This window comes from Bacteroides mucinivorans (assembly GCF_034654355.2).
GTDB classification, from domain to species: Bacteria; Bacteroidota; Bacteroidia; order Bacteroidales; family Bacteroidaceae; genus Bacteroides; species Bacteroides nordii.
This window is the reverse complement of record NZ_CP178179.1, coordinates 4,780,529-4,794,337: the sequence shown is the minus strand read 5'-3', so window position 1 is coordinate 4,794,337 and position 13,809 is coordinate 4,780,529. Positions and strand designations below refer to the sequence as shown.

9 protein-coding genes are annotated in these 13,809 nt (G+C 39.4%); 4 read left to right on the top strand and 5 right to left on the bottom strand.

Annotation, left to right across the window (positions count from 1 at the left end):
* The first annotated feature begins 41 nt into the window (after positions 1-41).
* Positions 42-1,481 carry a cardiolipin synthase gene (gene cls, locus VCM39_RS18350; RefSeq protein WP_221650370.1) on the top strand — a complete coding sequence of 480 codons (1,440 nt, stop codon included), beginning with the start codon at positions 42-44 and terminating at the stop codon, positions 1,479-1,481.
* A gap of 365 nt (positions 1,482-1,846) precedes the next feature.
* Here the strand turns inward: cls and VCM39_RS18345 are convergent, their stop codons facing one another.
* Genes VCM39_RS18345 through VCM39_RS18335 form a run of 3 tightly spaced genes read right to left on the bottom strand, consistent with a single transcriptional unit; the run spans position 1,847 to position 3,829 of the window.
* The gene (locus tag VCM39_RS18345) at positions 1,847-2,380 is read right to left on the bottom strand and encodes an RsmD family RNA methyltransferase (protein ID WP_221650371.1); all 534 of its coding nucleotides are present in this window, start codon (positions 2,378-2,380) and stop codon (positions 1,847-1,849) included.
* On the bottom strand, positions 2,371-3,180 hold the full coding sequence (locus VCM39_RS18340; RefSeq protein WP_322932841.1) for a DUF3822 family protein: 810 nt from the start codon (positions 3,178-3,180) through the stop codon (positions 2,371-2,373). The genes VCM39_RS18345 and VCM39_RS18340 overlap by 10 nt, the downstream gene beginning before the upstream one ends.
* A complete protein-coding gene (locus VCM39_RS18335) occupies positions 3,143-3,829 on the bottom strand; it encodes a hypothetical protein (RefSeq protein WP_221650372.1) in 687 nt (228 codons plus the stop codon). Before VCM39_RS18335 ends, VCM39_RS18340 begins: the two co-directional genes overlap by 38 nt.
* Before the next feature lie 95 nt (positions 3,830-3,924).
* Between VCM39_RS18335 and VCM39_RS18330 the strand changes: the two genes are divergently transcribed.
* The 3 genes from VCM39_RS18330 to VCM39_RS18320 all read left to right on the top strand — a co-directional run bounded on the left by VCM39_RS18330 (position 3,925) and on the right by VCM39_RS18320 (position 7,013).
* Entirely contained in the window at positions 3,925-5,343 is a 1,419-nt protein-coding gene (locus tag VCM39_RS18330) for an ATP-dependent DNA helicase (RefSeq protein ID WP_221650373.1), read from the top strand.
* A 61-nt stretch (positions 5,344-5,404) separates the two neighbouring features.
* Entirely contained in the window at positions 5,405-6,172 is a 768-nt protein-coding gene (locus tag VCM39_RS18325) for a hypothetical protein (RefSeq protein WP_322932840.1), read from the top strand.
* 19 nt (positions 6,173-6,191) lie between these two features.
* A complete protein-coding gene (locus VCM39_RS18320) occupies positions 6,192-7,013 on the top strand; it encodes a hypothetical protein (protein ID WP_221650375.1) in 822 nt (273 codons plus the stop codon).
* 559 nt (positions 7,014-7,572) lie between these two features.
* Here VCM39_RS18320 and VCM39_RS18315 read toward each other — a convergent pair.
* Both VCM39_RS18315 and VCM39_RS18310 read right to left on the bottom strand, forming a co-directional pair.
* Positions 7,573-11,883 carry an endo-beta-N-acetylglucosaminidase gene (locus tag VCM39_RS18315; RefSeq protein WP_322932839.1) on the bottom strand — a complete coding sequence of 1,437 codons (4,311 nt, stop codon included), beginning with the start codon at positions 11,881-11,883 and terminating at the stop codon, positions 7,573-7,575.
* 90 nt (positions 11,884-11,973) lie between these two features.
* Positions 11,974-13,797, bottom strand: coding sequence for a SusD/RagB family nutrient-binding outer membrane lipoprotein (locus VCM39_RS18310; RefSeq protein WP_322932838.1), 1,824 nt, complete (start codon positions 13,795-13,797; stop codon positions 11,974-11,976).
* Between the last annotated feature and the right edge of the window lie 12 nt (positions 13,798-13,809).

Below are 13,809 nucleotides of genomic sequence, written 5' to 3'. Positions count from 1 at the left end.
TATACTTTGATATACCAATCCTTTTCTCTACATTTGCTACTATGATTGATTGGAATCTTATATTCAGCCAAATAGCAACAGTGGCTTTCGATATTGTTTATTTCGGAGCCATTATCGGTACGATTATTGTTGTAATACTCGACAATCGTAACCCGGTAAAGACTATGGCCTGGATATTGGTCTTGATGTTCCTTCCTATCGTAGGTCTGGTTTTTTATTTCTTCTTCGGGCGTAGTCAACGCCGTGAACGTATCATTGGAAAGAAAAGTTATGGACGGCTTCTGAAAAAGCCGATGGCAGAATATCTGGCACAGGATCCCTCTATATTACCAGCTGAGTATGATCGTCTCATTAAATTGTTTCAACATACCAATCAGGCTCTTCCTTTTGAAGGAAACCGGGTGGAGGTATTTACCGGCGGATATTCTAAACTCCAGGCTCTGTTGCGCGAGTTGCAGAAGGCTCGGCGGCACATTCATATGGAGTATTACATTTTTGAAGATGATTCAATCGGACGTTTGGTGAGAGATGTACTGATAGAAAAGGCGCGTGCCGGAGTGGAAGTACGGGTGATATATGATGATGTGGGATGCTGGCATGTACCGCATACTTTTTTTGAAGTGATGAGAGAGGCTGGTATTGAAGTGCGTAGTTTCCTGAAAGTACGGTTCCCGTTATTTACGAGCAGAGTGAACTATCGGAATCATCGGAAAATAGTAGTCATTGACGGTGTGGTCGGCTTTGTCGGAGGTATGAATTTGGCCGAGCGTTATATGCGGGGATTGTCCTGGGGAATTTGGCGGGATACTCACATAATGCTTCAGGGAAAAGCTGTGCATGGCTTACAAAGTGCCTTTTTGCTCGATTGGTATTTTGTGGATCGTACGCTTATTACTGCCTCCCGGTATTTTCCGAAAATAGATTCATATGGTGACTCATTGGTACAGATTGTGACGAGTGAGCCTGTGGGTCCTTGGAAAGAGATTATGCAAGGATTGACGATGGCCATTTCGGGTGCAAAAAGGTATTTCTATATGCAGACTCCGTATTTTCTTCCTACCGAGCAAATATTGGCAGCTATGCAAACAGCTGCATTGTCCGGCGTAGATGTCCGCTTGATGTTACCTGAGCATGCTGATAACCGGATTACCCATTTAGGATCTCGCTCTTATTTGGCAGATGTGCTTCAGGCGGGAGTAAAAGTCTACTTCTATAAAAAAGGTTTTTTACATTCTAAATTAATGGTGTCAGATGATATGCTTTCTACGGTTGGATCTACCAATCTGGATTTTCGTAGTTTTGAACATAATTTTGAGGTAAATGCTTTTATGTATGATATGGAGACTGCTTTACAGATGAAGGAGATATTCATGACTGATCAAAGAGAAAGTACTCAGGTATTCCTTAAAAACTGGGTGAAACGTCCTTGGCCTCAGAAAGCATTAGAGTCAGTAGTGCGATTGCTTGCTCCCTTACTTTAATATACACTGTCTCTTCTTTTAGGCTCATCCGACAAATGTATCGTTTGTTAATATTGTTAATTGTCTTTTTAACCATTAGAGGGCTGTTTTGTAAGAGTGTACACTTTAGTATGTCAAGATTGTACACTCTTGTATGACAAAAGTGTACAATTAACACTCGGATAAGTGTACAGTCTTACCGATCATTAAAGTATAGGATTATATTCGCTATAAATCAGGATGTTACATCGGATTAAGTGTCCCTGTCCTAATCTTACATGTATTCTTTAAAAAAACGTGTAATTACTTTTTTGACAACTATGCATTTGTCGTACAAACCTTCTTTTTACTGTATAACCTTATCGCCTTAAAACTTTATTTTGCTTTTATCTGAAAAAAGAGAAGTTTACGCTTCCGTATACTCTTCTTTCTATAAAATGCGGATTATCCTCAAAGTTGTTCTGTTTACCATGTTCCAATACAAATAACCCTCCTTCTTTCAGAAGATTATTCTTAAATATCAATTCGGGTATGGTTTCCAGCTCTTTCAAATCATAAGGGGGGTCGGCGAAGATAAAATCAAACTGTTCTCGTGCTCCGTTGATGAATTTAAATACGTCACCACGGATGGGGATACATTTATCTGTCTGCACTTCTTGCATTATTTTGCAGATAAAGGAATGATGATCACGATCCTTCTCTATACTGATCACCCGGTCACATCCCCGTGATACTAATTCTATACTGATACTGCCTGTTCCGGCAAACAAGTCGAGAGCAGTTATTCCTTCTTCAAAATCAATGTAATTGGATAGTACATTGAATAAATTCTCTTTAGCAAAGTCTGTTGTGGGGCGTGCCTTGAACGTACGTGGTACGTCAAATCTTCTTCTTTTATATATTCCGCTGATTACTCGCATGTTAATAGGGCTTGCATATCAATATTAGTTTCAGGACTCATTATGAATGTCTGAAGAATGTATTTTCGTAATTCTTTTATTAGTATTTCTTTATCTGCCAGAATACCGGTAAGATGAAGTTCATCCCGTTCCTGATTAAAATCCAGCTGTTTCCAGGCATAAAGTAAATAATAAATGCGATCGGAAGTACGTTTACATTCAAAGGAGTTAACCAGTAACAGATGTCCACGTTCATAACAAAACAAATCAATAGCATCTTTACGCAAGGATACATACATTTTTTTACTATTGCCCAACCGGCTTTTGGTTGAAAAGTACTCACTCAATGGACTGGCTTGTGAATAAAATCGTGCTTCGGGATATTGCTCTTTAAGGAATAGAAAAGCACTTTTATCCATTCCGAAAATAATTGTTATATTATTTCTTGGTAAAACATTATAGAGCACTGTTTCATTTTCCTTTTTAGGATGATTGTGATAAAACAGTGTTTCTGTTTGTTCGTTGTCGAAAAGCTCTGAAGGAACAGGAGTAAAACGATTGCCTGCCATCAGGATATTAATCCGTTTGTAAGGTAGGGTTAATAACTCCGTTTCACGAAAGACTTGCTTTAGATTCGCTGTGAGAGACAATGAAGGGGTGATCTCTTTTTCAAAAAAAGAGAGTGAACTTTCGTAAATCGGATTATAGATAGAAAAAGAAAATCCATCCGTACTCAGACGGATGGATAATGTATATTGTTCCGATTTACTATAGTCTATTTTATTATTCCCAGTTTCCGGCACCGTTATTAGGACTTTCAATAGAACCTACCATTAAACCACAGTATTTACCTAACTTAGTCTGAAGATCTTTCAAGTTAGCAATTTCTTGTCTGTCAAGACCATTCAGATAAGTATCGTATGGAGCCTTTACTTCAAACATAAAGATCGGAGCACCTGATTTAGCTGTATCATTCTTGATCGCCATTTCAAACTGAGCGCCATTTCCAAAAGGAATGTATCTCATTGAATCAGCGTTGAAACCTCTCGGATAGATTGTATCCAATACGGCTACCCACATTGTATCACGCTTAAAGTTTGTAAGCCCCATCTTTTCAACTTCGCTGTAATTACCTGTTTTCTTAGCTTTGTTGATGATAGCCATTGCTTTTTTCTCTGTCATACCATCGTCTAACTGCTTATCTGTCAACTCACCAACTTTATAAAGGAAAGGAAGTTTCTTGTTCTTTACAAAGTCAATCAATGTATCAAAGCTGGCAGTATACTGACCTTTGTTTAGATTACGAAATTCCATCTGTGCTTTACGAATGTCGATCAAGCGTGCAATAACTGCCTGATCTCTTTGCTTCTTAGCTTCTTCAAAGTTGATAGGCCCCATGATGCTCGAATAGCAGATATAGATCAAAGCAAGCGCACACAGACCTAATACGATATTAAATACTGTTTTCATGATAAATATGTTTTTTAGTTGTTATATTCGCATCGCAAAATTAAAATAAATAAATCTAAATTCTATAGTTCCGGGAACTTTTTTCTCGTACAAAAATGATAAATAACTATTTAGAAAGGCAAATTAAGGAAAATTTTCCTTATGAACCAACTTTTGAACAAGAAATAGCTGTAAAATCTCTTTCAGAGTTTCTGCTTTCTCAGACCAATGATGCCGTGTTTGTACTTCGTGGGTATGCCGGAACTGGTAAAACTTCATTGGTGGGAGCATTGGTGAGAACAATGGATAAGTTACAGCAAAAATCAGTTTTATTGGCTCCTACAGGACGAGCTGCTAAAGTATTTTCTGCTTATGCAGGACACCCTGCGTTTACAATTCATAAAAAGATATACAGGCAACAGTCTTTTTCGAATGAAATAAGTAATTTCTCTGTGAATGACAATCTTGCTACACATACTTTATTTATAGTAGATGAGGCTTCTATGATTTCTAATGAAGGGTTGTCAGGAGCTATGTTTGGTACAGGACGTTTACTGGACGACCTGATACAGTTTGTTTACTCTGGTACAGGTTGTCGTTTGTTATTGATGGGAGATACGGCCCAGCTTCCTCCTGTAGGAGAAGAGCAAAGTCCGGCACTTTTCACAAATGCATTGAAAGGATATGGCCTTGAAGTGCGAGAGGTGGATTTGACACAAGTAGTGAGACAGGTACAGGATTCCGGTATTTTATGGAATGCCACCCGTCTCCGTGAATTAATAGCGAAAGATGAATGTAATTCTCTTCCTAAAATCCGGATTTCGGGTTTTGCTGATATAAGGACGGTTCCGGGGGGAGAGCTGATCGATACGCTTACTGCTTGTTATGAACGGGATGGTATGGATGAAACGATTGTCGTTTGCCGTTCCAATAAACGGGCTAATATATATAATAAAGGTATAAGGGCACAGATATTGTATCGGGAGGATGAGTTGAATACCGGTGATATGCTTATGATAGCCAGGAATAACTATTATTGGACGGAAAAAAGTAAGGAAATGGATTTTATAGCAAATGGAGAGATTGCTGTTGTTCGTCGTGTACGTCGTACGCGCGAATTGTATGATTTTCGTTTTGCAGAAGTCGTGTTGACCTTTCCGGACCATGAGGATTTTGAGCTGGAAGCAAATTTGTTGTTGGATACCCTCCATTCGGATGCTCCGGCTTTACCGAAAACAGAGAATGACCGTTTATTCTACAGTGTTCTTGAAGATTACGCGGATATTCCTGTCAAACGTGACCGTATGAAGAAAATGAAGATGGATCCACATTATAATGCTTTGCAGGTGAAGTATGCTTATGCAATTACTTGTCATAAAGCGCAGGGTGGCCAATGGCAGAATGTGTTTTTAGATCAGGGATATATGACGGATGAGTATTTGACACCTGATTATTTTCGTTGGCTTTACACTGCTTTTACGCGTGCCACCCAAACGTTGTATTTAGTTAATTACCCGAAAGAACAAATTGTTTGATTGTACGATTTACAGACGAAACAATTACTTTTGTTTGTAAATAACTAAAACTATAACTTTTATGAAGACAAAACTATTACTCTTTCTCTGTTCCCTCCTTTTGGTCTCTTGTCAGGATGATGAGAAGTTTCAGGTTCTTCGGCCATTGGGCGGACAAGTGATTTCCGGTTATCAACCTTGTGCAAGTCTGGATTTGGGAATTCTTAGTCTTGAAGCTTTAGAAGTAAAGGACGGTGGCGATTGGACAGTAGTTTCCAGTGATGAGGCTGTTGTTAAGGCAGAAAAGGTAATTCCGGAAGGCGCATCTTACTCTTATTTATCAGTATATCCTTTAAAACAAGGGAAGGCGGTTGTGACTGTATCCAGTGAGAAAGGTGATAAAATATATATTCCCGTCACTGTAGGAACTTCGGTACGTACATTGGATGTATGGAGTGGAGAGCTGAATCATATAGAAGGGGTGAGTAAGGAAGATAGTTTGCTTATTGTCGAGCATCTTTATGATGATGTTTTTCTGAGAAAGGGTGGTTATTATCGTTTAACTTATTCAGAAAAGAAAAAAGGAAAACTGACAGTCTGTACACCGGATGGAAAGATGGAAGAAGGTACTTTTACGTGTGATCATGAATATTATGATTTGACTTTTGATGGGAAAAACATTCATTATATGGTAATGTATAGTGAAACCGGATTTCAAGAGGTCACCCGCACAGAAAACCGGATTCCATTTTATTTGGTGGAAGATGTTACTGACCGGTATAGAGCAGATTATCCTGCTATAAAATTAGTACAACGTGCCCAGAAAGTACGTTTAGCTGTTAATGACTAACTAAACCCTTTATATAAAGATGAAATACATTTATACTATTCTATTGTTAGCTATGTTGGGCTTGAGTATAGCTTCGTGTAGTGATGATAAACGTGATATTGTTTTTTTTACAGGTGATGCTCCTATATATCAGACTGGAACATGTGCTAATTTGATTTCTTCTGTAAGTCTTTATCCAATAAAACCTGAGGGGGAAATTATTGGCATTGATGGTGGGAACGGAGATTATTCAATAGCCGGTAATACGAATGAAGCAGTTGTTGCTGTTGTAATGACTGTTTCTGAGAAGTACAAGAGATTACAAATTACTCCTAAAACATTGGGTGAAGCAACGATAATCATTTCTGATGGCGATGGTAAGACTGCTGTACTGAAAGTTAAAGTCAGAGAGTATGGAAAGAGGATGGTAGTGAATGCTCAAGGAATCATTGTCAATGGAGAGGTGACGGATGAAAAAAAAGTTGAAATAGCCGATGGAATGAAAGAGACTTTTCCGGTTGCAATTAATGGTGGCTTTGAATTGGTGTCTGGGAAATTTGAAACATGGAGGGATGAAGGGCTACTTCGTGTTTATCATGAAAATTTTAAAGAAACTCCCGCTATCGGTAGCTATAGCTGGAAATTGATAATGGTGAATGACAAAGAAAAAATGGGCTTCTCTTTTATATTTGATGATAAGGAATATCAATTTACGACATCTATAAGGGAAGAACCGGAAACACGTAGTACTGATACGAATGCTTTGCAATTGTATGAAGATGTGACATCTCAATGTACTGTGGAATGTCCGGTAGGTACCAGAGTGTATAGGGGATATAAAATATATCTCGAAGACTTATAAGAGAATTTTTTTTATAAGTAATCGTTCAAAATTATATGATACTATTATTGAAACGCAGATTATCGCAGATCCACGCAAAGCATATCATCTCTCAAGTATAGCGCAGCCATTTAATCTGCGAAAATCTGTGATCATTTGCGTTTCAATAAAACGCTGTCACATAGTATGAACTAAATTTGAAATACTACTTATTTTACAGGTTGAATTTATAAAGCAGGTATAAATGTTATGGCCTGTCCTCCTCCTTTAGCCATGATAATTTCCAGAGTGTCATTAACAGTAACCTGATAGGTCATTTGTTTGTCATTAGTCAGACTGAATCATAACCTGATCTTTCCATCCGGTGAAGAAACATCAGAAGAGCAAGAGGGTGTACATGCGCTAAAAATAAAACATGTGACAGATACGATGGCATAAAGTATTTTCATAGTGAATGATATATTATGTTTAAACTATCAAAAATAAGAATAAAGTAGCAAGGAGAAATCAAAAGAGACTGCTTCAACGCATGAAACAGTCTCTTTACTAAAAATGATTTTTTTTAAAGAATCAATCAAGGTTATTTGACGACCACTTTAGCTGTTTGGCTACCATCATTGCCAGTTACTATCAATAGGTAAATACCCTGTGCAATTCCGTTTATCGGGAGTTCTGTTACATTTTCTGTTGCTTGTTTCTGCAACAATACTGCACCTTGCATGGTTACTAATTGAATTGATCTTGCATCAGCAGATTCAACATATAAAGTTTCTCCATTACGTACAGGAGTCGGATAAATGTTCAAACCATTTTTGCCCGATTCGGTGTTGTTTTCAACACCTGTACCTACTGGTATCTCCTTTTTAGCAATAGCGAAAATTGCAGGATATCCTCCGCTTACTTTATTTAATGTTACTGATTGAACTTTCTTAGTAGGATCTACCTGAACCGGACATTCGAATAAACGGAACTGATAACGGGTATCAATCTTATCGGCAGTTGCTTCCGATGTAATACCTGTACCAACACGTCCCAAACCATAAACACCCACTGTAGATTCATTACTTCCGAACCAGTCACCGATAGTAATACTACCTGCTGATGCCGATGTACCGTCTGTGTAGTTCGCTGTCACTGATACTGTAGATGTACCATTGGCACTAATACCCAAGAAGTAAAGACTGTTGGCTCTTTGTTCCGTTTCAAACTCTAATGTTGCACTATTTGCTTCTTTTAAGAGTGTTGCATTATTTTGTGTATAATCTGCCAGCTGGTATTCAATACCATTTTTAGATGTAACGGCACCATTAGCGGGTAATGAGCCTTCGTCCTGTACGTTTGCTCCGTAGAGAATCCATCCCTGATCATCGAGTCCATCGCTGAACAGACCGGATACAGGAGTTGCTTCTGCCACTACGTCTACATTGAAACCAGAATTTATATTGATGGATGCAAAGATAGGTTCTTCCGGTAATTCACCTTCATACAACTTGCCATAAGCTTCTATTTCTGCTACTTTGAAATAAGCATACGCTGGTGCGGTTACAACCAATTTCAGATATCTTCCGAACATATCGTTTGTCATTACACTTGAAACCTCACTGGTAGGAGTGTAGTTTGCAGCTAATTCATAAGAATCATCCGAGTTCTTGAGTCCAATATACACTTTTATAGCTGAGGCTATCTGCTGTGCTTTAAAGGCTACTTTTGCGAAGTTATATATTTCACCACAGTCAAATGTGATAATTACATTCTCGCCACTTGTGTAACACAAAGCATCCCATGTTGTTGAAAGATCATTGTCTGTTAATACTGGTGTATCTGCACTTTGCCAGGTTGAACCGTAATACCAGTATGATGCCGAAGCTGTTTTTCCGGATAATACATTGGTATATGCCGGATCCTCTACTTCAACTTTGCATATCTTTTCGTTTTCCCATTCACCATTTGTCATTTTCACAGAGAGGTTTGTTGCACCCATTTTCTTGGCAGTAAGTTTAAAGGTAACTGTCTGAGTTGCTTTGTTTACATTGAAGTCGCTTATAGCTGCAATATCTTCGTTGTCTGAGGATACTTTTACGCCAAAGTTATCTGTTTCTTCGTCTCCGTTCAAATCATATTTTATCTCTATATCTTCAGTGGTATTGATATCTATTGTCTTATCTGCCGGCAAAGAGAAGAGCGGACCACCTTCAAGACCGAATACTTCGAATTCCCATATACGTATTGTGATTGGGGCATCCTCATCGTAAGGCATGAATTTTACATAACGCCCTACTATTGGTGCAATGTAATCATCTTTAGTGTTCTCAGGACGTCCCTTTTCGTCTACTACCGGTTCGGTCCATGTTTCAGCATCATTACTTACCCAAATCCTGAAGTTCTTGAAGTTGTCAGAATAATTTTCTTTATGTCCACAGTCGAATATACGGAAACGGTAAATCTGGTAGGACTTTTCAAGGTCGATAATTACCCAATGTTCTTTCTTGCCACCAATACACCATTTATCTCTGGTACTACCAGGTACTTCTACTCCGTCAATCAAGTTTGTAGGATCTTCCGGAGGAAGCGAACCGCTGGCAGAATGAATTGTTTTGCCAACCGAAATAATACTTAATGCTCCCGCTTTGGCGTCTGACACTTCAATCAGATTCTGAACGGTTTTCTCGGTTGTTCCTTCACTATTGCTGACTGCTACAGTGATGTTGTATATGCCTTCTTTATTAAATTTCAGTGTTAGCGTATTATCTTCCTGAGATACTTTTTCTGTGTTTTCAGGAATAGTCCATTGATAAGATTCCGGGAAGTTAGTGGCATTGGCTGTAATTGTAATCTCTTCGCCCGCGTTTAACAATGTTTTGCTTGCCTTCAGGCTTACTACCGGCTTATCCAGAGCAGGATACTCAACAATTGTAGTTATTTCATTGCCTTCTTTAAGGTCATTCGTTACAGCTGTTACTGCTACTGTAACACTTTTTTCTTCGATGGAAGTGCGTGCAAACTTAGAAATATAGAATCCTTCGTTACGAGTTTGACCAACCAACTTCTTCTCTCCGTTACGAGTCATGTATACATTGTAATGGTGTACATCTTTGGAAGTTGAGGCATCCCATACGGCACGAATGTCACCACCATCTTGTGTCAGTTCATTCAATATAGTAAGATTGGATATTTGGGTTGAAGCCGGTGCATAGTTTGCTGGCAAGATACCTAATTGTCCTAATGTCAGTTCGTAAGCTTGTTGGGTAGCAGATTTAAAGTTCAATGCGATAACTGAAACAGTCTTTCCTGCCAGTGACGAAAGGTCTACTGTAGCCACATTCCAACCGTTGGATGTTGTGGCTGATCCTAAGTTGAATGTAGTAAATTCGTTGTTGTTTTCTGCAACCCCAAGTTTTACTTGTATCGTTGAGGCCGTTGCGCCTTTGAATACGAGCTGCAATTTATCGCCATTGGATATTGATAATTTTGTTTTATACAGGCGGGTCAGGTAATCAACATTCGCAGCTAAGGTACCTTTAACATTGATACTTGTTCCCATATTGTAGGCATCATCCCAGTTCAATGAGAAAGCAAGGTCGCTTTTACGATCCGCTGCTACGTCTACCCACCATCTCCATGTTGGCATGATATCCTGCATACCCCGATGGTACCAGTCTTGTGTTCCCTTTTTCTCTCCGTTAACGAAGCGGTGTTTTCCTAAACCGGCACTGAATGAAGTTATGAACGGTAAATTCTGAATAGTAGAACGTTCGATAAGTGCATTTGCAAATCCCGGGAAGTAACCACCATCACGTGCGGCTGTATTGGAGGGGTCATGTTGCTCATTGGTCCAGTAGCGAGATTCATTACTGAATACTTTATTCATAGCCGTATATGCTTTTGTACCGCAAGCATCTGCTGTTCCCAGATAATCTTTTACGACTTCTTTCCAGATAGGCTCTTCCGGATTGAAAAGGTCTATGGAACCATTATGTTTATCTGCCGGGAAAAGATTCTTGAAATAACTGGCATTTCCGTTCATACCACCTTGTGCTACTTCAATACCAAAATACAGTTTGCCGAAACACTCTTCTTTAGAGAAACCTAATCCTTCCATAGCTGCCATCTGTGAAGATATGTTGCTGCTTGAAGGGCTACCGTAATTCAAGAAATAAGATGTATTATGTAATTTCATCATATCTCCATAGCCTCCGATTGAAGTTCCACAGTCATACCATTGAATTTCCATTTCCGGATGACCGCCTTCCTGGGCACATTGATTGAAGTAATCAACCCATGCAGTCCACTCAGAAGAATTACCGCCGCCGGTTTCTTCATTGACAAACCAACCATCGAAACCATAGTAAGCAGCAATTTCATACATCTTCTTAGCGTATGGATATGTACCACCTTCGTTAGTTAACATTTGTTTTACCCATTCAACTTGTCCTCCGAATGCTCCGGGAGGGAAGAATAACTGTCCCAACACTTTGACACCATTTAAGTGTGCTATGTCAGTAACAGGTGCTGATGGAGGAATGATGATACCTTCACCTGCAGAACCACCCCACCAGATAAGCAGGTCCATGTATTGCCAATAAGTTGGGTTATAACCAATGAAGTTATCGGCTCCCTGTGACGGAGTCTGGCTACACATCGGATTCATTGTCAGACAAGCTGCAACTTTTCCTTCTGCATGCTGGTTGGCATTTGCTTTGATGGAGGCATCGAGGAATCGTGGTTGCAAAGGTACTGTGCTGCGGTTGAACTTGGCATCCGGATCTTTTTCCGGTGACCAGTCTTTAATATTATCCGGATGCCAACATCCACCATACGGTTGTTGTGCCACGGCTACACAAAATACTGCAAATAGCATGATTAATGCAGAGAGTAATCTTTTGGTGCTCATAATACTTAAATTAAGAAATTAATAATAGGTATTGATTATTTGTTTCCTGCTTTGCCTTACCTAATAGCAAAGCAGGACTTTTTTTATTTATTAGCGAAAGTTATTGGGAGTCATTCTTTCCCCTCTGTCGTTGTTAGTATCGGCAATATCCCACCATACCCGTGTCGATTGCTTATTTTTACTTTCCGGCTTATTGGGATTGTCTTTTTCACTATATGGATATAGGACTCTCTTTATAAACTTCCCGGTAGGTACATCTTCGGAGTTGTTGTTCAGAATGTTTCTAAGACGTGGGTAGTCTGTTCTGCGAAACTCTGCCCATCCTTCATTGCCATTAGGGAAAACTGCTAACCATTTTTGAGTGATAATCTGCTCCAGCATACCTTCTTTGTTGTTGGTCGTAAATGGGTTCTCTACATCGCTTCCGTAAATTTTAAGACCATTAATATAACTTTCTGTATCGGCAGATGATATTTTGTAATAATTCATAGATGCCCGTATGCCGTCTTCAAAATACTGTTGAGGTGATTTGCTGGCACCCGACCAGTTTCTCAGGGAGGCTTCTGCCAACAGGAATTGTTGTTCGGCATAGCTCAACCACACTGATTCACGTGCATAACTGAACCATTTCAGAGGATCAAGTACTTTTGAGTTCTTTATATCTGTACGGGTAACACTGTATTTTGCTACGGTTTCTGTATGGCTGATATCATAGCTTCCGATTTCACATCCTGTGAAGTCATCAAAAGGCCGCTCCATATTGTTCTTCAGTTCATCCAGGGGTGTTGGTCTCCACCATGATATTGCACAACGCGGATCTATTACCTTTTCCTGCGGACCGGTTGCCATATCAATGACAACATATTTGGTACCTCCGGAACTTTGTTCTTTGTATCCCAGTTCCAGATCTTTAGCCAAAACACAGTCTCCATTGTATGCAAAACTGCACATTGCCAGAACATTCTCCTGACCACCGTCATTGATTCCTCCTTGTTCAACCGGTGCATGGCGTGGAACAGTGTGCATATTGTCGGCATCACTTTGCATCAATCCCCATGAGTTGCTCATGGCAGCTTCTCCTTCCTGACGGGCTCTTTCGGGATCTACGTTAGAGATACGGAGTGCCAGGCGTAAACGTAGGGTATTGGCAAAACGTAGCCATTTTTCTTCGTCCCCGCTATAACATTTATCGTCGGCTGGGTTGAATTTGAATGCACATGCATTGGGTACAATACTGTCTACTGCCTGTTCCAATAAACGGAATATAATATCGTATGCTTTTTCCTGAGTATCATAGGGGACATCTCCTTCTACCACTTTGGCCTGTACATAGGCCGACAAAGGAATATCTCCATAGGTGTCAGTTTGCATAGATGCCAGAAATGCCCAGTATATACGTGTAATATAAAATGCGTTTTTATATTTTTCGTAGTCTACGAATTTAAAAGTTTTCAGTAGATGAGAGTATTCACGTACGGTTCTGTCCGCATAAAAATGATCCCAACGTTTTGCCGACCAGCCATCTGTATAAGCATAGTTTGGTGAGTTAAACCTGAAGTTAGGATTATTGTTGGCTATGTATCCGCTGTACATATCATGTGTCAGGTTGGTTGTGATCTGATAGTCGTTGTAACAGCCTTCATAGGTCAATGAACTGAAAATTGTTCCTGCATTGGCCTGTCCTTCTTTTAACTGCTGGATATCTTCGTCTGATATTTTATAGTTAATATTTAAGTCTGCATATTTTCCCTCCGGTTCTGGTTCGGGATCCGGGTCTGGCTGTTCTTGTCCTTCCACGTAAGGAGGATTGTACAGATCCTGATTTAAGTCAGAGAAGTCGTGACAACCTGTTAATACCGGGAAAAGTATAGAAGCGATGAGTAACTTCTTTAATTTGGATTTATATTGTAACATAACTATTTGTTT